This window comes from Sphingobacterium siyangense (assembly GCF_007830445.1).
Lineage (GTDB): Bacteria > Bacteroidota > Bacteroidia > Sphingobacteriales > Sphingobacteriaceae > Sphingobacterium > Sphingobacterium siyangense.
Genome location: NZ_VLKR01000040.1, coordinates 1 through 21,413, shown reverse-complemented (window position 1 = coordinate 21,413; position 21,413 = coordinate 1). Strand labels below are relative to the sequence as shown.

The 21,413-nt window shown below is 37.9% G+C and carries 22 protein-coding genes; 11 read left to right on the top strand and 11 right to left on the bottom strand.

Features of this window, described 5'->3' with window-relative positions; translation table 11 throughout:
* Positions 1 to 42: 42 nt before the first annotated feature.
* Genes IQ31_RS24010 through IQ31_RS24000 form a run of 3 tightly spaced genes read right to left on the bottom strand, consistent with a single transcriptional unit; the run spans position 43 to position 5,915 of the window.
* Positions 43 to 1,401, bottom strand: a complete 1,359-nt coding sequence (locus tag IQ31_RS24010; protein ID WP_145330618.1) for a RagB/SusD family nutrient uptake outer membrane protein — start codon at positions 1,399 to 1,401, stop codon at positions 43 to 45.
* Positions 1,402 to 1,412: 11 nt separating this feature from the next.
* On the bottom strand, positions 1,413 to 4,610 hold the full coding sequence (locus IQ31_RS24005; RefSeq protein ID WP_145330616.1) for a SusC/RagA family TonB-linked outer membrane protein: 3,198 nt from the start codon (positions 4,608 to 4,610) through the stop codon (positions 1,413 to 1,415).
* Between the two features lie 9 nt (positions 4,611 to 4,619).
* On the bottom strand, positions 4,620 to 5,915 hold the full coding sequence (locus IQ31_RS24000; RefSeq protein ID WP_158638966.1) for a TlpA family protein disulfide reductase: 1,296 nt from the start codon (positions 5,913 to 5,915) through the stop codon (positions 4,620 to 4,622).
* 624 nt (positions 5,916 to 6,539) lie between these two features.
* Between IQ31_RS24000 and IQ31_RS23995 the strand changes: the two genes are divergently transcribed.
* The 8 genes from IQ31_RS23995 to IQ31_RS23960 all read left to right on the top strand — a co-directional run bounded on the left by IQ31_RS23995 (position 6,540) and on the right by IQ31_RS23960 (position 12,037).
* Positions 6,540 to 6,902 (top strand): hypothetical protein, encoded by a 363-nt coding sequence (locus IQ31_RS23995; protein ID WP_145330612.1) that lies wholly within the window; start codon positions 6,540 to 6,542, stop codon positions 6,900 to 6,902.
* Positions 6,903 to 6,914: 12 nt separating this feature from the next.
* Positions 6,915 to 8,156, top strand: coding sequence for an ATP-binding protein (locus IQ31_RS23990; RefSeq protein ID WP_145330610.1), 1,242 nt, complete (start codon positions 6,915 to 6,917; stop codon positions 8,154 to 8,156).
* Entirely contained in the window at positions 8,153 to 8,644 is a 492-nt protein-coding gene (locus IQ31_RS23985) for a hypothetical protein (protein ID WP_145330608.1), read from the top strand. The genes IQ31_RS23990 and IQ31_RS23985 overlap by 4 nt, the downstream gene beginning before the upstream one ends.
* A gap of 348 nt (positions 8,645 to 8,992) precedes the next feature.
* Entirely contained in the window at positions 8,993 to 10,018 is a 1,026-nt protein-coding gene (locus IQ31_RS23980; protein WP_145330606.1) for an AAA family ATPase, read from the top strand.
* Between the two features lies 1 nt (position 10,019).
* Positions 10,020 to 10,466: a hypothetical protein gene (locus IQ31_RS23975; RefSeq protein ID WP_208734376.1), complete on the top strand. Its 447-nt coding sequence runs from the start codon at positions 10,020 to 10,022 to the stop codon at positions 10,464 to 10,466.
* Between the two features lie 32 nt (positions 10,467 to 10,498).
* Positions 10,499 to 10,777, top strand: coding sequence for an AAA family ATPase (locus tag IQ31_RS28315; protein ID WP_145330602.1), 279 nt, complete (start codon positions 10,499 to 10,501; stop codon positions 10,775 to 10,777).
* Between the two features lie 236 nt (positions 10,778 to 11,013).
* Positions 11,014 to 11,508 carry an AAA family ATPase gene (locus tag IQ31_RS23965; RefSeq protein ID WP_145330600.1) on the top strand — a complete coding sequence of 165 codons (495 nt, stop codon included), beginning with the start codon at positions 11,014 to 11,016 and terminating at the stop codon, positions 11,506 to 11,508.
* A 1-nt stretch (position 11,509) separates the two neighbouring features.
* Positions 11,510 to 12,037: a hypothetical protein gene (locus IQ31_RS23960; RefSeq protein ID WP_145330598.1), complete on the top strand. Its 528-nt coding sequence runs from the start codon at positions 11,510 to 11,512 to the stop codon at positions 12,035 to 12,037.
* A 185-nt stretch (positions 12,038 to 12,222) separates the two neighbouring features.
* On the opposite strand, the gene IQ31_RS23955 is transcribed toward IQ31_RS23960, so the two are convergent.
* The 7 genes from IQ31_RS23955 to IQ31_RS23920 form a co-directional block, all read right to left on the bottom strand.
* Positions 12,223 to 12,660, bottom strand: a complete 438-nt coding sequence (locus IQ31_RS23955) for a hypothetical protein (protein ID WP_145330596.1) — start codon at positions 12,658 to 12,660, stop codon at positions 12,223 to 12,225.
* A 789-nt stretch (positions 12,661 to 13,449) separates the two neighbouring features.
* Positions 13,450 to 13,662 carry a hypothetical protein gene (locus tag IQ31_RS23945; protein ID WP_145330594.1) on the bottom strand — a complete coding sequence of 71 codons (213 nt, stop codon included), beginning with the start codon at positions 13,660 to 13,662 and terminating at the stop codon, positions 13,450 to 13,452.
* Positions 13,663 to 13,750: 88 nt separating this feature from the next.
* Positions 13,751 to 14,737 carry a DUF6268 family outer membrane beta-barrel protein gene (locus IQ31_RS23940; protein WP_145330592.1) on the bottom strand — a complete coding sequence of 329 codons (987 nt, stop codon included), beginning with the start codon at positions 14,735 to 14,737 and terminating at the stop codon, positions 13,751 to 13,753.
* A gap of 208 nt (positions 14,738 to 14,945) precedes the next feature.
* The gene (locus tag IQ31_RS23935; RefSeq protein WP_145330591.1) at positions 14,946 to 15,671 is read right to left on the bottom strand and encodes a LytR/AlgR family response regulator transcription factor; all 726 of its coding nucleotides are present in this window, start codon (positions 15,669 to 15,671) and stop codon (positions 14,946 to 14,948) included.
* 40 nt (positions 15,672 to 15,711) lie between these two features.
* Positions 15,712 to 16,785 (bottom strand): sensor histidine kinase, encoded by a 1,074-nt coding sequence (locus IQ31_RS23930; protein WP_145330589.1) that lies wholly within the window; start codon positions 16,783 to 16,785, stop codon positions 15,712 to 15,714.
* A gap of 324 nt (positions 16,786 to 17,109) precedes the next feature.
* On the bottom strand, positions 17,110 to 17,325 hold the full coding sequence (locus IQ31_RS23925; RefSeq protein WP_145330587.1) for a cupin domain-containing protein: 216 nt from the start codon (positions 17,323 to 17,325) through the stop codon (positions 17,110 to 17,112).
* A 174-nt stretch (positions 17,326 to 17,499) separates the two neighbouring features.
* Entirely contained in the window at positions 17,500 to 18,414 is a 915-nt protein-coding gene (locus IQ31_RS23920; RefSeq protein WP_145330585.1) for a LysR family transcriptional regulator, read from the bottom strand.
* A gap of 20 nt (positions 18,415 to 18,434) precedes the next feature.
* Here IQ31_RS23920 and IQ31_RS23915 point away from each other — a divergent pair, with 20 nt between their 5' ends.
* From IQ31_RS23915 to IQ31_RS23905, 3 genes are read left to right on the top strand one after another with little or no spacing between them, the layout of a single operon-like run.
* The gene (locus IQ31_RS23915) at positions 18,435 to 19,127 is read left to right on the top strand and encodes an NAD(P)H-dependent oxidoreductase (protein WP_208734372.1); all 693 of its coding nucleotides are present in this window, start codon (positions 18,435 to 18,437) and stop codon (positions 19,125 to 19,127) included.
* A 10-nt stretch (positions 19,128 to 19,137) separates the two neighbouring features.
* Positions 19,138 to 20,166, top strand: coding sequence for a YncE family protein (locus IQ31_RS23910; RefSeq protein ID WP_145330583.1), 1,029 nt, complete (start codon positions 19,138 to 19,140; stop codon positions 20,164 to 20,166).
* 46 nt (positions 20,167 to 20,212) lie between these two features.
* Positions 20,213 to 20,731 carry an SRPBCC family protein gene (locus IQ31_RS23905; protein ID WP_145330581.1) on the top strand — a complete coding sequence of 173 codons (519 nt, stop codon included), beginning with the start codon at positions 20,213 to 20,215 and terminating at the stop codon, positions 20,729 to 20,731.
* A gap of 424 nt (positions 20,732 to 21,155) precedes the next feature.
* Here IQ31_RS23905 and IQ31_RS23900 read toward each other — a convergent pair.
* On the bottom strand, positions 21,156 to 21,413 hold a 258-nt coding region (locus IQ31_RS23900; protein ID WP_145330579.1), incomplete at its 5' end, for a transposase.

Genomic DNA, 21,413 nt, shown 5'->3' with positions numbered 1-21,413 from the left:
GCAAACCACCTTAAGTAGAGAGGGACAATAGTCCCTCTTTTTTTATCTTTCATTTTGCTCTATTCCCGACATATCGATAATATCTTCCGGTATAGCAATCGCATACCTTTTGTCATTAGGGGGGAGTGTATAACTTGTGCCGGCTACGCTACGAGTTAATGTGATATTAGCTCCTTCACGGTTGAGGCGTTTAAGATCCCCCCATCGCAAGCCTCTAAATAATAACTCCTTTCTACGTTCCTGTAAAATTAAAGTAACCAATTCCTCTTGCCCTAAATCTTTCATTGGGCTATACTTTCCTTTTTTCCATCTATTCGACTGCAACTTTTCGACTATCTTTTCTGCTTCTAAAAGTTGCCCACTTCTTGCATACCCCTCTGCGGCAATCAAATACAATTCTGCCGTAGTGACGCCCATAATCTTACTATTGGACGACCCCGTATAATCGCCCCGAAAGGAAATCGTACCATTAGCGTTTTTGTTAAATAGAATTTCCTTTCTAAGATCGTTTTCTCCGTAAAGATTATAGAGTGTTTCTGGTATAAAGGCGATCGATACTCCAATTGGTGGAGCTAAACGCATTGTCCCCCAAAAAACAAATTCTACGTTCATATCCTTGATCGGAACTTTATCATTTGGATTCAAGGCATTGTAATCGATCAGGAGATTATTATACTTCAATGCCTCAAGAGCATTGGCCAAGGCCAAATTATAGTCTCCCATATATAGATAAGCTCGCGCCAAAAGGCCATATGCAAAACCCTTAGAGGCTCGTGTCAATGCAATTGGCTTCGCTGGAAGCAACTCCTTTGCTTCATTGAGATCTTGGATTATCTGATCGAAACACGCCTTTACACTCGCCCTTTTTGAACCAGGATTCATGTCGGGATCCAGTCGAAGTGGCACACCTAGGTCTCGATCTGCGGTAGCTTTGTTGTACACCGGCGCCCATACGATTACGGCATCAAGGTAGCGCGATGCCCGTATTGCCAGAGCCTGACCTTTAACATTGTCTGCTCCGGTCAGATTCTTTTGCTTAATACCATAAATAACCGAATTGGCGCTATAGATTGTCTTATAGCAATAGCGCCAGTCATTGCCAGAAGTACCGCTAAGCGCCACATGATCGGGCTGCCAAGTATATAATCTTTTGTCTTCTTCGTTTTTCAGTCCGGCATAACCCGCATCAGTCAGGTAGTAATTATCCGAACAGACCTCCCCGCTTCCGGCATAATTGATATTAACATCCGTGACACGATCCAATAAAGCCTGGAAATCCTGTACCGACTCCGGTGTAGACAATTTGAGATCTGATTTCTCATCCAACAATTTATTGCATCCTGACAATAGTGCTGTACATAAAATGATGATGATTCTATAGTTGTGAGTTAAGTAATTCATGGTTTCTAGATTTAAAAGTTTGCATTCAATCCGATCGTATAAACTGCTGGTGTTTTTAGCGCATATTGACCCATATTGAAGTCAGGATCTATCCCTTTTTTATTTGCTTTCCAGAGCAGACCGATATTATTGGCAATAGCATAAAATTGGATGGATTGGAAAGGCAGACGTCCAATTTTCAGATTGCTAAGCGTATAATTCAAGTTAATGTACTGTAGTCGGATGTGGTCGCCCTTTTCGACAAGCACAGTAGATCCCTTATAGAAACTATCCCTACTGGAATTTGTCGACCATATATTTGATGGTACATCTGTTAAAACTTCATCTCCCGGCTTCTGCCAACGCTTAGCATAATCGCTATGTCCATTTAGGTTGTAAAAAAGATCGTTATAGTTTATCGACTCGCGACGAAACCAATAACCAAACTTATACAGCAGGGCGATATCTAAACCAAATCCTTTATAAGAAAATGAATTGGTCATAGCACCATAAATCGTTGGAATGGCAGAACCGAAATACTGCAGTTTATCTACTGTAGTGGCAGCCCCCATCATAGTCGCATAATTTGTACTTTCTTCTCCGTCGAGCCACCCCTGCGGATCACCCGTATTGGGATCCAAACCGGCCCATTTATAAGCAAAAATCGAATACACTGGTTTCCCCTCCGCACCAGAGATCGGTACCGACCCAGCACCGATATAATAGCTCCCTGTGCGATTTGACATATAGTACGAATTGATTTTGTCTCTGTAGTAGTTCAGATTAAGTTTGGTATTCCATCTAAGCCTTCTATCCAACCAGACAGCATTAAGATCAATATCCAGTCCATCACCTTTCATGTTTGCTACATTGAACAACATGGATGTGGAAACACCCTTGGTATAATCTATCGGGGAGGTACCGAATAGATTTTCTCCGTTTTTTATAAAATACTCGATGGAAGCCGATAGCCGATCATTTTTGGTACTGAAGTCGACGGCAAGATTTAACATCTTGGATGTTTCCCAGCGTAGACTTGGATTAAAATAATTATCAAAGCGTGCAGTCCTTCCGCCCGTATATCGCGAGGCTGTACCATCAAAGGCAATCGTCGTCACAGCCACCATAGATGGGTCGATATTACCACTAAATCCATAAGTAGCCCGTAGCTTTAAAGAAGGCAGCCAGTCTACTTTGTAAAACTGTTCCTTTGAAAGCATCCAAGCCATGCCTGCTGACCAAAAAGGATTCCATTGATCATTGGTCTTTAAGCCAAATAGATTACTTGCATCACGGCGGGCACTTGCGGAAAGGATATAACGCCCTTTCCATGTATAAGCCCCATTGGCAAAGAAGGAAACAAAATTTGTATTTCTTTCCTCCAGCGAAGTGCCATTCTGAATATAAGTTTCAGCCCCATTGATCAGACTCGGATACCTATTCACATAGTCAATCAAGGCTAACGTCAGATTATTTTTATTATAGCCATAATAACGATTAGATTCGTATGTCGACTTAGATTTCCTGAACTCACCTCCCATCAGCATGGTCAGCTGGTGTTGATCCCATGTACGCTCAAAATTGAACTGTCCCCTAAAATTATGAGTCCTATTTTGACTGTTTGTTCTATCTAAGATAGCGCCTACCGGAATCTGATAATCGTAATTGCCATCCGATTTTAGCTGGGCAAAGCGATTGACATAATCCCGGCTATAGTAACTATCCTTATCATGCATATTATCCGATATTCCATCGGTCTGTTGGTATTGATATTTAAGATCTAAGTTGCCGCCCTTAAAAATCTGATATTGAATACCGGAAGATAGTATGATCTCAGTATTTGACGAAGTACTATAATCATGCTGCCAGTCAGTTAAAGGATAATAATTCCATTCCTGCAATTTACTACCAAAAGAGTTTTTGAAATCCTGATTATAGCCAGTATACACCGGTGAGGCATTACCTTCACGGTCTGCAAATTCCAGATAGGGCGGAGCACCATTATTTTTTAAAGTGACTGCTCCAAAACCAAGTCTTCCCGAGTGCGTCTGTCCGTTTGTTAAGTAGATTGATGATAGCCATTTTAAAGCGGAAATCGGCTGCCAGACCTGTTGAAACCGCAGGTTCAACCGCTTATTTTTTTCATCCAGGTTGCCACTATTTGCATCATACCCTACTCCGCTTGTCCAGGCATATTTTTCCGATCCACCCGACATATTCAGGAAATATTGCTGGTTTACCAACGGCTTATACATGTAGTCCCGATATTGTTGCCTTGAATCTATCCCCCGTAAACGATCCAGCTCTGCAGAAACTACTTCTGCACTTATATCGCCATTTTTCTCTTTAAAAAGTAGCTCCACCACTGGAGACAACACCGGTTTATTGGTAGAAGAATAGTCAGCATCATAGAATCCACGCTTAAAAAGTTCAGTCTCCACATCAATAAAATCGCTACTCGAGACAAGCGGAATATAGTCTAAGTCAGGTTTACTACCGATTGTCAGCGCAGTTTTGAGATCAATCCGTATAGGTTGATTCGCCTTAGCTGTTTTGGTGGTGATTACAATTACCCCATTGGCCGCCCTAGCCCCCCATATGGATGCTGCAGCCGCATCTTTGAGCACTGTAATACTTTCGACAATATTCGGATTGATATTATTGATGTTTCCTTCGTAAGGAAAGTTATCTAAAACAATCAAAGGTGATTTAGGACCATTGATCGTGCTCAGACCGCGTACCATCAGATTTCCATTATCTGAAGTCCCCTGGTCCATCATCACCCCATTGGCCATCATCGGCAAGCGTTCCAAGATATTTGTCGTCACCATTTTCTCGAGCTGTTTTTTGCCAACATAGGCAAATGAGCCAGTTGCTCTTTCCTTCGGGATACGCTGATAGCCCGTAGTGACTTCTACCTCTTCCAATTGGTTGTGATTCGCCTCCAAAAGGATTTGTAGCGATTGTTTTATAGGTAAAATTAAATTCTGCACATACGTCTTAAACCCTATATGAGAAAAAGAAAGTTGCATTTTTTTATGTTCAACGACGATCTCAAATAATCCATTCCGATCTGTTTTGGTGGTCTTTCCTCCATCTATAGTTACATTTACCTCCGTTAAAGGTGTTTTCGATTGGCTATCGAGGACATAGCCGTCAATTCGCTCCTGAGCTGATGCCTCCGCAGCAATAATTAATAGGATATATATAATTAAGAATAGTTTTTTCATTTTTCTAGGTTATTGTTTAGTTGGCATTTGTTTATCGCGTATCACCATGATTTCTACTGGTCTAATTTCATTGACTAACGTCAGGCCGTACAGGTGCAGCCCCTCATTTAGAGCTTTTATACTCGACTTGTCGCCAAGATCAATATCTATTAAATAGTCAATACCAGAATCATCCACAAAATATTCTTCAAAAGTTTTTAATGCGTTCAAGTGATTAAGTAGATAAGAAAGCGGCACCTTTCGCAATCGTACCGCAGCATTTTTGAACGAAGACTCACTGGCCACAGTCTTGCTTTTAAGTTTCTCATTTTCAGTACACTTTTTGAGAACCAAACATTTTAAATCTCTTTTCTCCATTGTCGCCACGAAGTTTGTATAACGATTTAGATCTGCAAGCATAAACTCATAGAGTGAGTCGGTCCTATCGAATGGCACATTCAACTCGTAGCTGTACGTTTTCGGGGAGTACTTTTCCAAAGGAGCTGTCGGATCCGCATCAAGAAGAGAAGGATCTGCACATTCGGTGAACATAAGTTTATTATAGAAATGCTGCTGTTTTTCTTTGAAAAGATGGGTTGCGATACCGAAATACATATCCTTTAAAGGCAAGTTAGCGAACTGGCGACCGTACACCTTTCCCTGTGGAGTATATCTAGCAAATGAGCCTGCTGACATGCCGCGGATGTATCCGTTGATAAATATGGAATACGCCTGTACATTCATGGTTGAATCCACTAAAGACGACTGTAGGAGTGGGCGGATTTTCCGATCGATTTTCTTTATTGACTGGATCTGACTTTCTGACGAGGAGATGGCTTTCCTTATATTTTCGTCGGTGATTTCAAAACCATCTGTCGTAGCAATGACTTTGTTATCTCTAATCCAAACATAATATGGAATACCGCGATGAGGAAAAGATCTGTTGAGGATTGTGTCATTAATAACCGAGGTGAGGTATCGGTATTCTTGTCCTACCCCTTGAAAAAATTTGTCCGTCCGCTCGTCGCTTTCATCGGAAACTGGTAGTATAACGATGTCCTTAACAAACTCAGTATTTAGTGTTTGAATCTTTGGAAAGCCTTTAATACATGCCGTGCACCATGTCGCCCAAAAATCAAGAATTATTAGTTTTTTAGTTCTATATTCTTGAAGGGAGATCGTGGTTTTACCAGTAGCATGATTGGCTGCCTCGACTGGATGGTTCCATAGCCATTGGGGTATACTATCCCCTACCTTCAGAGGTTTTATTGAAAGCCCATCGGCCCCGCTGTCCTTGCGGGGCGTCTGAGCTGATAAACTAAACATAGAAAACATTACAATACTCAAGAAGAGGACTGACAATTTTAAGCAGTTCGATTTAGTTTGTTCTGGGCAGGAGTATTGCGTACCAATAGGCAGTTCACTCCTACCCTTGTAAAAATGAGTCATTTTTAAAGGTGTTAATAGGGCTGTGACCTGCTGAATTAGAATTGCCTGTGATACTTACAAACGCATCGCCTTTGCTCCTAAGCCTAGCTTAGGTCACAAATAAATAATAAGGTTAATAAAAAATCGAAGGGCGTTTGAATGGTTATTTCAAAGGTATATAGTAGGGTCGTCACGCTCTTTACGATTATGGCAAGTCATTATATGACTTTGGTTGCAAAGCTACTCGGCCGGCTTGATCTTGTTTTTTATTGTTTGCTTTTTGTTCATAGTCGTCTAAATCCAATTTAAAAAGAGTTAATATTTAGATCTAAAATCATGTATATATAGTCTAAAATCATATATATAATACACAAAAATAGATATAAATAAAATAAAAACCAATATAAATTTACTGAAATCAAAAATTAATATTTGAATATAGAGTTTTACTATTTGGGTTTAGAGTTTTATGCAAAGTATCTCAATTTAGATTAGCAAATTTATGATGTAATAGGACTAAAAATGGCAAAATCAACTCCATATAAAATAAATCCAGAAAAATTGAAAAGTACTCTTCTCTCCATTAAGGCGAGATTTGAATCAAAATCTTTTCGGAAAATGACGGATGTATCAGATATGTATTCAACTGGGTTAAAAAAAGCTCTCAATATGGGGCATGATTCATTTGTGACAAAATTCTTAGATCCAAGTAAATTCACCGTGGAAGATATCCTCAAGTTATCAGATATTACTGGAGTTGACAAAAACATTATTTGGGAGTTTATTACCACACAAGTGGAGCAAGAACGTCCTAAGCACAATATTAGTGATTTGTTACCTAGCTCCAACGTGGAAAATAGTGATGATTCTTCTAACACGATTTAAGGGGTAGAAATTATGAGCAAAATAAAAGTTAAGAACTTTGGTCCAATTCAAAATGGTTTCGAAGATAATGATGGTTTTATTGACATCAGCAAAATAACTGTTTTTATTGGAAATCAAGGTTCAGGTAAAAGTAGTATTTCCAAACTTATCTCTACTTTGAGTTGGCTGGAAAAGACTTTGTATAGAGGAGAGATAAAGGAAAACTATGTAACGAGCTACAATCGGTTTGTAAAAGAATATTGTAACTATCAAAATCTTGCTAACTATTTTACCCCAGCAACTGAGATAGACTTTATTGGAGATGTCTATGACATGAAATTCCGTGATGGAAAATTGACCCTATTTGCAAAAAACACGAAGGACTATAAAGTACCAAAAATAATGTATGTCCCCGCTGAAAGAAATTTTCTAAGCGCTGTAGAAAATCCGGATAAGCTAAAAGGGCTCCCAAAATCGCTATCTACTTTTTGGGAAGAAATGCAAAAGGCACTAAGCCAACTATCGGGTAGTATAAAACTCCCAATAGGAGATGTTAAATTTGAATATGACAAAGCCAATAAGATACCTCGAATTGTGGGAAACTCTTATCGGCTTCGACTTTCAGAGGCATCCAGTGGATTTCAATCTTTCGTGCCGCTATATCTTGTATCACACAACTTGGCGACATCCATTGAGAAAGAAAGAGATACTTCAAAAAGTCAAGTCAGTACCGAAACCCAACGAAAACTACAGGATGAAATAGCAAAGATCGTAAGTAATGATAAGCTTTCCAGTGAACTTAGGGAAGCGGCGTTAAAATTGCTCTCGTCAAAGTATCGAAATGACACGTTTCTAAATATCGTTGAGGAAATCGAGCAAAATCTTTTTCCTTCTTCTCAGATGTCCGTGCTCTTCACATTGCTGGAATATGCAAATTTGCATGCTGGGAATGGACTAATTCTGACAACTCACAGCCCTTACATTATCAATTATCTCTCTCTAAGCATCCAAGCTGGTCATTTGCACAGTAGAATTATAAAAAGCAATAATGTTGATAAAGAAGAGCTTTTAAAACGCCTAAATTTAATTGTACCTTTAAAATCGAGTATCGATGGACCTGTAGTGACAGTCTATCAGCTAGAAGACGATGGCACGATAGCTAAATTGCCAGATTACGATGGATTACCCAGCGACCAAAATTACTTAAATATCTTTTTGGAAAAGGGCAACAATTTATTTGACTCCCTTTTGGAAATTGAACAAGAGTTAATATGATTAATTTTTTTGAAGCAGCTTGTAGAGAAGAAGCCATTACAGATAACCGATTTGGTATCTGTGATGATCAAAATGGAATGGTTGCATATGTTGATATGGATGATCAACATAAATGGATCGCGACAGTAAACAATCCAGAAGCTAAACCTGTTTGTTTTACCGCAATAGATAATTGCATCGACATCATTAATCCTAACGGGGATATGGATTCTAGGTGTGATGGTATGATTGACTACGAGCAAAATATTGTCTTCGTTGAATTAAAGAACCAATTGACGGGTGGCTGGGCCAGCGATGGCTTAAAGCAGCTCGAATCCACAATTGTTCATTTCCAACAAAATCATAATTTTTCTGTTTACAACTATAAAAGAGCATTTGTCGTTAATAAAAAAAGAAAGCATTTTCAGACTATCCAGACTGAACTTAAAAGACGCTTTTTCGACACATACCGTGTTAGAATAAGCATTGGGGGCGAGATCAACATATAATTCAATAAAACATTAATTTTTCGAAAGAAAGTGTAACCACTCTATATTCCTGATTACAAAATAAGAGGATAATTCCTTATAAGTTCATTGCTAGCTGTCCGTGTTAAACAACTAATATGGCCTAATAGGGCAGATAACTTCTCTTTTTTCTAATCGTAAGCGTTATAAAAATTATAATTCCCTAAAATAATAACTCCGATTTTAATTGCCACGAATTCGAGGTAGATACAGAGGAAGCAGTAGCAGAAAGATGTATTATATTTGTGGCAATGTATTGGTAGAACCGAACCATCGAGTATAGCAGAAAATATAGGTTGTGAAGAAATTCAAATAGAAAAATTATGGTCTATGGAAAGATTAATCGTCAAAAGTTTCGGTCCTTTATCGAATATAGATATAGAAATCAAGGATATTAACATCTATATCGGATCTAATCCCAGTGGAAAAAGTACTGTTGCAAAGCTATTATCAATTCTTAAATCTGGAATTTTCTTCAATTCCAACAATCGATTAGAAACATTTAAAAAATCTCTCAGCCACCTTAATATCGATTTTGCAATAAACGAAGATACCTTAATTCAGTATGAAAATGGCGATTACTTTTATACCATTGAGAATCGACAATTCGCCTCAAATATCTTGAATGAAAAGGATATAAAAAGTTTAAACCCGATTTATATACCTGCTGATAGGGTATTTTTTGCGACTTTTTCTCAATCTATTTTTAGCTTGATCAGTAGCGATATCGCTTTGCCTAAATGGCTAATTGAATTTGGAGCCAAGTTCGAAAGCGCAAGAAGCCATATCAAAGAACTATCGATTGATTTTCTGAAAACAAAATATCAATGGAAAGATGGGACAGACTATATTCAGGTAGCAGATCAGACTACGATAAAACTATCGCAGGCATCAAGCGGCATTCAATCTATAGTTCCACTTCTCCTTGTCGTGCAGCACAATACCAACTCAAAAAAGAAAGATGATGATCTTTTCGTAATAGAAGAACCCGAACTTAACTTATATCCCACTTCCCAAAAAGACCTGATAGAATTTATTATCGAAAGGATAAAACAATCAAAGGATAAACTGATCGTAACGACGCACAGCCCATATTTGCTTACATCAATTGATAATTTGATACAAGCAGGAAATGTGGTTCGCGAAAAGCCCGAACTTAAAAATGATGTCGACAATATTGTACCATCCCCATTATGGTTAGATTTTGAAAATGTCGCTTGTTACTACTTCAGCAATGGTAAATCAACCTCCACATTAGACAATGAATTGAAATCTATCGGTCCATCCAATATAGATGATATTTCTGAGGAGCTAAGTGAAACGTTTGAAAATCTGTTAACACTAAGATATTCGTAATATGCCGTGCAAGGATATATATGCTATATTAGGAGGTGACATGGATTGTTATAGTAATTCGTCCGTCGCTTTTGAAAACGGCAAAAAATTTGTAATAAACAACCGAAGCAAGAAGAGCATCTGTAAAATTCACATCGATAATTGCCTTTTCAAAGACAATAATATCCGTAAATGTGACTTTTTCTTTGCAATAAAAGAAGATCAAAAATTTTATCTAGTCGAACTTAAAGGACAATCACTTGACGATGCTGTCGAACAAATAAAAAGTACCTTCGACATATTAAACAGCAAAATAAAGAAAAGAACGCAAGACTTTATCGGCGTCATTGTCTCCAGTGCTGTACCCAAAGCCGCCGACCAAAAATTTAAAACTCTTCAACAAAAGATATTCAAAGAGCATAAATTAATGATTAAAAGAAAACAGATCCATTACGAAGAAGTGGTGTGATAGCATTTCAATTAATTGCAGTGTTAAAATAAATGGTATTTTGGTGGAATAACCATAAAAATACCATGATTAAATCTTTATATATCAGAAACTTTCGTGGATTTAGGGACTTTAAGATTGACGGTTTCAAAAGAATAAACCTTCTTATAGGCATTGATCGCACGAATAAATCCAACATTTTAGAGGCACTATCAAGTTTCACTATTCCTTTTTTGAGAGAAAATACATCTAAGGGGCTAGATCAACTAATTAGATTGGAAAGTGAGACAGAGCTTTTTACAATGGAAATTATCACGCCCCAGCAAGAATAGAAACCGAGTTAGGGTTTGTACAATTTTCATATGAAAAGACTACAGGGCTACAAATAAAAATTGAAACCCCTGCAGATTTAGGGATTTACTCTGTTGATGATAAACTCAATGTTAAATTCAAACGCGGAGATAGTTATATTTCCAGTATTCGGAAATATGCATTTCAACAAAATATTCCTCAAAAAAAATCCTATGCGAGATATCTTGTCCCACCATTCGGTACGAACATATTCAATATGATTGAACAAGACGAAAAGCTTAAAAAGGAAGTTTCGTCTCTTTTTGCTGAGTATAGGTTAAATTTGTTTTTTGATAGAGCTAGCCAAACATTACGAATAATGCAGTCAGAGGAAAATCAAAATGAAATTTTTCTTGTCCCATATAACTCAATTGCTGATACATTGAAGAGGATTATCTTTTTTAAAACTGCCGTAGTAACGAATACTGATTGTGTACTTTTGTTTGAAGAACCGGAGGCTCATTCGTTCCCTCCCTGTATTTCTCATGTAACACAAGAAATAATCCACAAAAAAGATAATCAGTATTTTATAGCAACCCATAGCCCATTTATTTTAAATGATTTTTTAGAGAACGCTAGAGAAGAGCTGGCGGTTTATACGGTGAATTATGAGAATCATGAGACTAACCTAAGGCAATTATCTGACAAGGAGTTGCATGATGTTTACCAATATGGCGTGTATCTATTTACAAACAGCGAAAGTTATATCTAGTATGGACTTACATATTATACAAGAATGTTTTGTCGACACAAATTTGATCGAGACTCGTGTTCCCACAGGTAAGGGATTCAACCATCAGAAAGGTTGTGGTACAGTAGCAAAAGTGATGAAGGAGAAATTCACTGACGATTTTGCTGTTGGCATCATTGATAAAGACAAACTGCAACTGGACTATTTAAACGAATTTGATGAGGTTCATTCATATGGTACACTCACATTACATAAACACAAGACAAGACATCACTATATAGTGCAGATTTTTCCAGCAATAGAAAAATTTATTTTGGCTGCGGTCGAAGATTGCAATCTTAGTTTAGATGATTATGATCTTCCCCAAGATTTTAATGATTTAAAGAAGACCTCCAAAAGCGTAAGTAGTAAATTCGACAAAAGGTTCAAACAACTTTTTAAAGATTTACTTTCTGCAGGAAATCAAGAATTTATAATGCTCGGCAGTTGGATAGCATATTTGAAAGATAAAAATTATGATACCAATATCGAGGAACTGAAGGAAATTTAGAGTGGCAAAAATTTGGTTATTATCGATTTTGGGTTTACTTTTATCAACAAGAAAAGTGATTGAATTAATTTTTGCTATTTGCAACAAAATAAAGATATGATAACCTAGGCCTCTGTGTGAAAACACAGGGACGTTTTTAATTAATATGTGAATGGCTTTTTTTGCCATTCACATATTACAGAAGCTTAGTATCCCCGAGTGGCTGGCTTCAGATGTATTAATTCTATATGTCCACGTACATAATTAAAAAGGCTTTTAATTTCGTCCTCAGTGAGTTTCTCCAAAAATATTGTATGTCGGTATTCGTCATGGATATATATTTCGCTATCAGGAAAATGTGCTGTGGCTATTCTACAACAATTTCGCCCGTTTCTGATACAAAGGTAAAGGTCCAAATATACACCATTCTCCTGTCCTATTAGAAGTGTGTTATCAGTATGCACTCCACCAGGAAGTGCCTTATTAATATTTAGATCATTGAATTCGATACAAGCCATTCGATTGAACCACCGAATCCCCTCATGTGAAGTTAGGCGGTTAGCAAATTGCACCATTTCCATTGGTCCTCTTGTATTTTCTAAACCGAATAATACGCTATCTATACTGAAAATCAAAGTTCTCATGGTTTAAAGATTCTATGTTCTACATTTTTCTCCTGGCCAGAAAGTAAGTGAATAGCTATCCTAGCTTCCAAACTACAATGTTCACTTTCGGAATATTCAATAAAACAATTGATCTGCAAAAACCTTTGGATCCCGGTATAATGCGACATTAAATTTTCTCAATAGATCTTCAATATCAGTGACCAGATTGTACCAAAAACCGAGCGCTATAAAAGTGTTAATTTACAATTATTTCGATAATAATCTTCTTCATTTCTAAAATATTCGGTTTCCGTTCTTATAAAATCCACCCAATCTTTAAGTAATTCAGGAAATATTCTCGCTAGTACATGTCCTTTGTCTACAAATATTATTTCTTCTAATTTTTCACTTTGATTCATCTTATCAGCTCGGTATCATATTAGGGGTAGTTTCTTGCGCTTTTTGCTGCACTATACACGATTTACAATGAGCGTTTGGTACAAACCTACGATATTAAACTGATCAATTATTACCAGATCGTGGGTGGAACATTGGGATTAGGTGTTTTTGTTACCGGTTTTCTTTTATTTCTCCCCAAATGAAATGTTCCGGACGGATCGGATGTATTTTATTTAGCGGTATTGGCTTTGTTCTGTACCGTAGGACTGTATGTTCTGTTCGCAGAATCGCTCAAGAAACTCTCTGCATTTACCGTCAATCTTAGCTTTAATCTCGAACCAATCTATGCAGATTTGGCAGCTCCTTTATAAATCTTAGCAAAAAGGAATCGTATTAAAGTTTGATACTGTAATACCTATTTATCAAGCATTAATTCATTTCTTCAACAGTAAATCCTATAACCATTATAATATCAATTATGTCCTCCGCTGAAAACATCCTGTTACCTTCTACCCGAAGTACATTGTCACAATCTTCAGTATCGATTGTAATCATAAATTCCGGATAGTCATCTTCCAGCATCCTGATTACCCGATCTGCATTATTTCTGTCCGAAATGTTAGTTTTAAATATTTTTATCATGTTTAATGTCATCAAAGGGTGGATTGCAGGTCCACAATTCATAAATTAAATGTATAAGGCAAGATCAATAAACAATATCATTTTAATTTTACTTTCGCTTCATTTCAAAGGGGTTAAAGGATACACCCACATTGATGTAAAAAGAAGACTGGGGCCTTGCTTCATAAATATAATCGTTGAACGATCCACTTTTTTCAAAAATTCGACCTGTCGGTATACTTCTCAGTCCGGATTTCAAAGTTCCCACGAAAGACCTGCCCAGATTATGTTCATACATCAACCCGGAATTGATCTCCAGTTGCTGATACTGGTACCGCTTTTTTTTACCATAAAGATCGTAAAGATAAAATGTAGAGCCCGCCATTTCGCTACCGAAGGATATCCTTCCGTTTTTAAGCAGTTCTTTCCGCATATAGACCTTTTGTGGCAATATTACGTCGAGAATCCATCCATTTCTGAATTTATATTCATAGGAAAAAGAAGGCAATACCGGGATCAATACGGTTGGATCTACCATAGCAGCCAGTCCAACGGTCATCTTGGTCCGTTCATCCGTTTTTAAAACCAAGGTTCCGGTAAGTATTCCCCGCAGCCGTTCAAAATGCTTATCACTGCCATCCACAATCAATGATCCTGAATAGATAAACGGTTTGCCAAACAATTTGGATACCCGTGCCACGTTGAGTCCCGCTGCGAAATAATGGTAGTCCTGTAATATTTCAGTCTGCACTCCGGATACAGGATTGGGGTCTGCTAAAGTGAACGAATTGTAACTGTAATTGATTTTCGTTCCGAAAATCCATCCATTTTTCACAAGAACTGTTTTGTTTCCGTCGATAACCACCCGGTTTACGCCACCAACCTTATTTTCGGGCAACTTATTGACATTTTCTTTTGATGAATATTTAAACGGCGCCTGATGATCGTATTCTATATTGAGTGTACGGATGGAAGGAAATTTTTCCATAGCATACTGAACTACTTTTTGTGAAATACTGTCCTTTTGATCCTGCGAATAGGAAAATGTAGAAATCCCCAAACAGATCCCCAGTAAGATTATTCTTCTTGTGTTCATCTTCACGTATTGTATATTTCGATTAAAAACAGAATGATTTTTGATCTTTGTGCTAAGGAAAGATTTTTTTAAAAGTCATTTTCTGATTTTATACGAACCTATCTTTTTTTTAGACCAAAGGTTACTAATCGTGAAGATCTCCGAGACTGATTTAGGACGGAGAGAAATAACGTCTGTTAGGGATACAGCTATCAGCCTGAATATCTGATCATGGATTATTTCCAAAAATCTGTCTGGTATACTCCTGCTGGAATTCTTTTTTATATACATCTCCTATCGGGATTTCATGTTCCCCTATATATATGGTCTGGTTGTCGAACGAATCGATACGGTTTCCATTGACAATATAGGACTTGCTGACCCTTAAAAAATAAGGGAGGTCAATTTTTAGGAGTATATTCTTAATGTTCATGGCTGTAACCAGCTTTTTTTCGACGGTATGAATGACCACATAATCTTTTAGTCCTTCAATAAACAATATCTCTGCGAGCAGCACCCGGTAATATCGCCTGTCTGCCTTGATCAGTATGGAATCATTGCTCTTTCCCTCGAATGTATTTTTGGTAGTTTCGGGAAGCAATAATCTACGGTATTCTTTCGCTTTCCCTACGGCCTTTTCCAGTCTTTCCTTTTCGATAGGTTTGAGCAGGTAATCAATTGCATCCAGCTCATAACTTTGTAGGGCATATTGCGGGAAGGCAGTGGTGAAAATGACCATCGTACGTTCAGGCAGTTCCTGTGCAAATTCCAGACCTGAGAACTTTGGCATCTGTATGTCCAGAAATACAAGGTCTACCTCACTTTCCCGGATAAAATCAAGTGCCGACAATGCGTTCGTAAACTCGCCGATTATTTCAACTTCGGAAATTTCACCTACAAGTGTTAAAATCCATTCCCTCGCTAAGGATTCGTCGTCAACTATGATACATTTCATCTTTAAAATCAAATCAATATTTTTTGGTCGCATCGCTGTGCTAATTTATAGGAATTTCCAGGTCAACGATAAACTGGTTATTTACGGTACTGATATCCAGACGATAATTTTTGTCAAACAAGAGCTCCAGTCTTCGTTTAATGTTGATCAGGCCGAGTCCTCCTTTTTCGGAATTTGGCGAACCTTCGCCGGCCGCAACTGAGTTGGTGCAGTGGAATAAAAGCCTACCGTTGTCTATTTTTAAGCTGATGCCCACAAAGGTGCCCCCCCCCGATATATCCGCACTGTGCTTTACGGCATTTTCAACAAAGGTTGTGAACAGATTGGGCGGGATAAAAACGGAGTTCAGATTTTCGTTGCCGGTTTCTATGGTGAACAGAAAATTGTCCCTGCGGATCGTTTCAAGGTTGAGGAAATTAGAAAGAAATCCTATTTCTGCCGAAACCGGTGTGGTCTCTGTCTGATTTTCATAAAGCTGGTACCGAAGGAACTGGGAAAGCTTAAACACGACCATAGAGGCCCTGTCGGGATTTTTACGGATCAGTACATTTACATTGTTGAGCATATTGAAGAGGAAGTGCGGATTGATCTGGTTCTTCAGGCTTTCCAATTCCATACTGAGGGTAAGGTCTTTCAGCTCCGCATAGCTTTCCCTGTCCAAAGTCCACCGCTGGAACAGTTTTATGGTAGTGGTCACCAGGATCACCGCATAAGCAATGATAAACCAGATGGGATGCCCCATGTTTTCGGTCACCTTGACCGTATCGTGAGATCTGTGCGGGGCCAGAGTATCGGAAATAAAATCCAACACATAAAGCCCCAGCGATACAACTAGCATCAGGATCAGCAGATAATGGATATACTTTGCCCGGAAGAAGAAACGGGGGATCAGGAAATACATGTTGAAATAGAACATGAAATTGAACGTCAGAAAGATCGCCGACAGATTATAATAACGGTAAATACCGTGGTATTCGGTTGACTGGTTTACCTTGTAAAATAGCAACAGCAAAAATCCCGACAGAAATGCCCCGTGTCTCCATAAACGGTATCGTCTATCGATCAGTAAGCCGATCAGCTGTCTGTTCTTTTGGTCAGCGGTCAGGTTCTCCATTTCTTTTTAATAATAACTCAAAAGTATTTAACATGCAAAAGTAATCAAATATTAAGTTGTATTGACCGCTTATTATACAATATGGCAGGTTTGTATAAAAAAGTGCCGTTTGTCTAATTATCCTGTATGGTCCGACAAAATAATGTTACTTAGCCGATAGTTGATAACTTATAGATATAATAAGCAAGTTGGTTATGCAGGACTGGTGTCCTTTAAGAGCTGTATATAAGCAGCATTTATATTTTCAGTACTGACTATGTAAGGCAATATAGATTACATCTTTGAGCATGATACCCCGATGCACCTAATAGGGCTGCATGTACATCACCGATTTGGGTTTAATTCATATTGCTTAAAATCTATCTCAAACAGCCCTGAACCTTTCTCAAGTATAACGAAGATGTGATAATCATCGCGGTTTGCTTCTGTGATCGAATCTAGTCCTAACGTTTGGCTAGTATTATTCGCAACAACAATCCCCGATGCATAAATATCGGAAAGCGTGTTGAGCGGAATGGTATTGGACTTGCTGTTCATCATGGGTTAAAGGTATTTATTTTTTATTTCTTAAACTACTTGTATCCATAAATAACTTCTATTAATCCAACCTACGCATTAACCCAATGACCAATGCTCAACTAGTTGATGATAAAAAGATTATTTACCTCTTAACTAATTATTGAACAATGCCATCTAGTAACACTTATCACGTGTCTATTTTTCGCCATCAAGTTTTACATACTCAGCAATCAGAGTTTGTGTTAAAAAATCTATCTGCTCTTTGTACAAACTTTTTTTTCTTCTGCCAAAATACAGGGTATTTTTTACGTCTTTAAACCCACGCCATAATATTCTGATCTCATCTTTTTCAAATGCTTCATTGCAGATAAAGTCAGGAAGAACAGCAAGCCCTCGCCCTAGCGATAAACATCGGATAATAGAAAATTTATTAGGAACAATATAATTAGGAACAAATTCAGGCATGATGCCAAAATTTACTTCCCAGAATTGATTGAGTAACTTCATATCAGAGGCTGTATTATACCAAATCTGCTCCTGGAACCAATTACGCATCGCATCTCCCTCCTTAGGATTGATTGATTCCCAACCAGCAAGATCTGTATTTTTTCCACATACGACCATCAGGGTTTCAGTAGTAAATGCTTCATATACCAGATTATTGTCTATTTTAGGTTTGCTTGTTAAAATAACATCAGTTCCTCCATTTTCCAGTAACTCAGCCAACTTATCACTTTCACCGAACTGCATGATGAGGTTAAAATCCAAAAAAGGTATATGTTTCTCTAGTGCCTGTTGAAAAGTCTCCACGCACATTCCCACACCAACTGTCGGTCGATCTGAACCCGATTTTCTCCGGAATCGGCCCTGTATATCTTCAAGAACATTTAAGGAGTGCTGCATCTGCTGATATAGTAAATGACCCCGCTCAGTAGGAACCATCTTTCTTGCCTTTCGCTCAAATAAGGGATATCCCGTATAGGCTTCCAATGAATTAAGATGTATACCAACCCCTGGTTGAGAAACAAACAGCTGCTTGGCTGCACCACTTAAAGTTCCCGTTTCGTAGATTACCTTAAACGTTCTAAACCATTCTAGATTTTCATTCATGTATAAATATTTTTATAGTTATGCAAAAATACTATTATTTTTATTTAATCACAACAGTCCATAATTTTGCGCCAAGATTTAAATATGGCGAGATGCAAAAGATATTAATAATCAATGGTGGAATGAAATTTGCTCATTCAGGAGGTAAGCTAAATGAAACCATCATGCAATGGGATAAAATTTTTTTTACTGCTGAAAATGGTTTCGAACTAAAAATAACCGAAACCGGAGCTGGGAAATATGATTATGAAGCGGAAGTCGATAAATTCCTTTGGGCAGATGTTATAATCTACCACTTCCCCATTTGGTGGATGTACATCCCTTTCACACTCAAAGAATATATTGATAAGGTCTTTACGGCGGGGCATAGAAAAGGCATGTACTATAGTGATGGACGTAAGGCCTATAACCCAGCAAGAAATTATGGCACAGGCGGTTTAATGCAGGGCAAGAAATATATGGTCACAACAACATGGAATGCGCCGGAAGATTCATTTACCGTTGCAGAAGAGTTTTTTCAGGGACGCAGCGTGGATGACGGTGTACTCTTTCCCTTTCATAGAATGAATGCATTCTGTGGCCTAGAGCCGCTGGAAAGTAAGCACTTTCATGATGTCGAGAAAAATGGATCACTTGAGCTTGTTGCAAGTTTTAGAGCTGAATATTTTCAGCACGTTCAAACAGTTTTCAGTTCTAACAAAACTAGGTTATAAAAATAAGGCAATGAATATAATCAATTTAAAGCGCGTAATATTCTTGGCTTTCTGTATTTTAGGAACTACCACTTCAGCGCAAAACCATTACCTATTGGCGCTGTCAAAGGGTGATAAAAAGCTCGTTGTCATGGATTATAAAACACTGGATATTTTAAAAAAAATACCGGTAGGCGACGATCCGCACGAAGTTGTCACCAACTCAGATGCAACCAGAGCATATATCTCCATACCGCTCATGAATGCTGGAGGCCATGAAATCAATGTGATCAATCTGCAGACTCTTGAACCAGAACAGTCAATTGATACAAGACCTTTCACCATTCCGCACGGACTAGTATTTAGAAATGACTCGTTATGGTTTACTGCACAGGGCTCAAAAAATGTTGTTATATATGATATTAAAGGTAACAAAGCAGTTCAAGCATTAGGAACGGGACAGGATTTTACACATTTGATCTATTTGAACAATAGTGGCAAAACCTTTTATACCACAAATGTGGAAAGTGGTACATTGAGCATCTACGAAAATAAGGAGATCCCTCCATATATGCCACCTACCGGTGTTCAGCCTCCTAATGTAAAACCAAGAAATGATTGGCGGCAGACTTTATTGGATGTTGGTCTTGGAGCAGAAGGTTTTGATGTTTCGCCCGACGAAAACGAACTATGGGCAGCAAGACCTGATGGAATGCTAGTAATTGTTGATCTCGAAAAAAAGGAGGTCAAACAAGAAATAAAAACCTCAGTTCAGGGGCTTCATCGTTTAAAAATTACACCGGATGGCAAAACGGTCTGTATTGTAAGTGTGAAAACAGGAGATCTGATATTCTATAATAGAGAAACTTTTCAGCTTGAAAAAAAGATGCATATTGGTCAAGGAGCCGGAATCTATATCGACAATGATAACAGGATGTTTATATCCTGTACGCCAAATAATTATATTTCGGTCATAGATTTAAAAACAAGAATAGAAATCAAACGTTTACCCATTGAAAGACCTGATGGTATAACATCTGTCTTTATTCCCAAAGGATAAAAGGAATCCGTTGGACTAACAATGGGCTAATTAAAATTACAAACAAATGCAAAATTCAATCAACTGGCCTCAGGAGTATCTTCCAGGCCTAACAGACAACTATTGTTCTAATGAAGTTATTATTAAGGATCTATCCGCTGAAGAGATCTGGCCATATCTCAATAATCCATTTGCCTGGCCAAAGTACTATGGCAATTCTTCGGATGTAGAATTTGACAATGGTGGCGGACCTGAGTTTTCATCAAATTCACGTTTCCGATTTAAAACATTCGGATTCCCGATCGAAGCTGAAATAACAGAATATCTTCCTCCTGCAAATGGTGAACCAGCAAGAATTTCCTGGCACGGATGGGCCGAAGGTGATGAAGAAACAAGATTGGATGTTATCCACGCCTGGCTGATTGAAAACCTCGAAGGTGATCGTGTACGTATCCTGACCCAGGAATCACAAATAGGTAAACCTGCATTAGAACTTGCTGCTCAAAAACCAAATCCAATGATCAACGGGCACCAGGACTGGCTGGACGGACTGGTAATGGCTGCAGCAGGGAAACTTAAAATATAATAAGCAAAGGAATTATAAAAAGACTTATGTACCCTTTCGTAATGATGGCGTGTTTTCAATTGCATGCTCAGCAACTTGAGAAAGTAACCGAATATAAAGGGCACCAGGTCATAGGAATCTCCGTGAATAATAAAAACATCGTAAAATGAGAACGATGGAAGTGATTTAACATCAATAAATAAAAACAATCAGTACATGGTCTAGAAAAAAATTAATCTGACCAAATCTATAAATCTATTCTAAATAAAATCCATTGAAAATGACTTTCTCAAACTATTGCAAGAAAGTCATTTTTTCATTTATATAAAATTTGTCGTATCAGAGCTTTTCATTTAGAATTAAAATTCGGTAGTGTAAACTGAACTGTGTCACATCACTCCTTTTAGGGTTCGTTCTCAGAGGCTTTCAGCCTCGAGTGCGAACCCTAAAAGGAGTTGCCGAAGGCTTTAATTCTATCCCCAAATTTAATATGTAATTGTTGCATTGTCAATCCCCAATTCCGGACAGGCATGGTCCATTTTTTTGATATTTCTTTAACCGTGAGATAAACCAACTTTAACAGCGCCTGATCAGAAGTAAATGCTCCCTTGGTTTTGGTCACTTTTCGGATCTGACGGTGCATAGCCTCAATAGCATTTGTGGTATAGATAGCTCTGCGGATATCGGGCGAATACTCGAAATA

Bases quoted from the DNA above. Each gene is read 5' to 3' on its own strand.
- IQ31_RS23945 (WP_145330594.1), bottom strand. From the start codon at position 13,662: ATGATAAAAATATTTAAAACTAACATTTCGGACAGAAATAATGCAGAT.
- IQ31_RS23920 (WP_145330585.1), bottom strand. From the start codon at position 18,414: ATGAATGAAAATCTAGAATGGTTTAGAACGTTTAAGGTAATCTACGAA.
- IQ31_RS23955 (WP_145330596.1), bottom strand. From the start codon at position 12,660: ATGAGAACTTTGATTTTCAGTATAGATAGCGTATTATTCGGTTTAGAA.
- IQ31_RS23960 (WP_145330598.1), top strand. From the start codon at position 11,510: ATGGACTTACATATTATACAAGAATGTTTTGTCGACACAAATTTGATC.
- IQ31_RS28315 (WP_145330602.1), top strand. From the start codon at position 10,499: ATGGTATTTTGGTGGAATAACCATAAAAATACCATGATTAAATCTTTA.
- IQ31_RS23925 (WP_145330587.1), bottom strand. From the start codon at position 17,325: ATGATGAACAGCAAGTCCAATACCATTCCGCTCAACACGCTTTCCGAT.
- IQ31_RS23905 (WP_145330581.1), top strand. From the start codon at position 20,213: ATGCAAAATTCAATCAACTGGCCTCAGGAGTATCTTCCAGGCCTAACA.
- IQ31_RS23990 (WP_145330610.1), top strand. From the start codon at position 6,915: ATGAGCAAAATAAAAGTTAAGAACTTTGGTCCAATTCAAAATGGTTTC.
- IQ31_RS23975 (WP_208734376.1), top strand. From the start codon at position 10,020: ATGCCGTGCAAGGATATATATGCTATATTAGGAGGTGACATGGATTGT.
- IQ31_RS24010 (WP_145330618.1), bottom strand. From the start codon at position 1,401: ATGAATTACTTAACTCACAACTATAGAATCATCATCATTTTATGTACA.
- IQ31_RS24005 (WP_145330616.1), bottom strand. From the start codon at position 4,610: ATGAAAAAACTATTCTTAATTATATATATCCTATTAATTATTGCTGCG.
- IQ31_RS23935 (WP_145330591.1), bottom strand. From the start codon at position 15,671: ATGAAATGTATCATAGTTGACGACGAATCCTTAGCGAGGGAATGGATT.
- IQ31_RS23910 (WP_145330583.1), top strand. From the start codon at position 19,138: ATGAATATAATCAATTTAAAGCGCGTAATATTCTTGGCTTTCTGTATT.
- IQ31_RS23940 (WP_145330592.1), bottom strand. From the start codon at position 14,737: ATGAACACAAGAAGAATAATCTTACTGGGGATCTGTTTGGGGATTTCT.
- IQ31_RS23965 (WP_145330600.1), top strand. From the start codon at position 11,014: ATGATTGAACAAGACGAAAAGCTTAAAAAGGAAGTTTCGTCTCTTTTT.
- IQ31_RS23980 (WP_145330606.1), top strand. From the start codon at position 8,993: ATGGAAAGATTAATCGTCAAAAGTTTCGGTCCTTTATCGAATATAGAT.
- IQ31_RS23985 (WP_145330608.1), top strand. From the start codon at position 8,153: ATGATTAATTTTTTTGAAGCAGCTTGTAGAGAAGAAGCCATTACAGAT.
- IQ31_RS23995 (WP_145330612.1), top strand. From the start codon at position 6,540: ATGGCAAAATCAACTCCATATAAAATAAATCCAGAAAAATTGAAAAGT.
- IQ31_RS24000 (WP_158638966.1), bottom strand. From the start codon at position 5,915: ATGTTTAGTTTATCAGCTCAGACGCCCCGCAAGGACAGCGGGGCCGAT.
- IQ31_RS23915 (WP_208734372.1), top strand. From the start codon at position 18,435: ATGCAAAAATACTATTATTTTTATTTAATCACAACAGTCCATAATTTT.
- IQ31_RS23930 (WP_145330589.1), bottom strand. From the start codon at position 16,785: ATGGAGAACCTGACCGCTGACCAAAAGAACAGACAGCTGATCGGCTTA.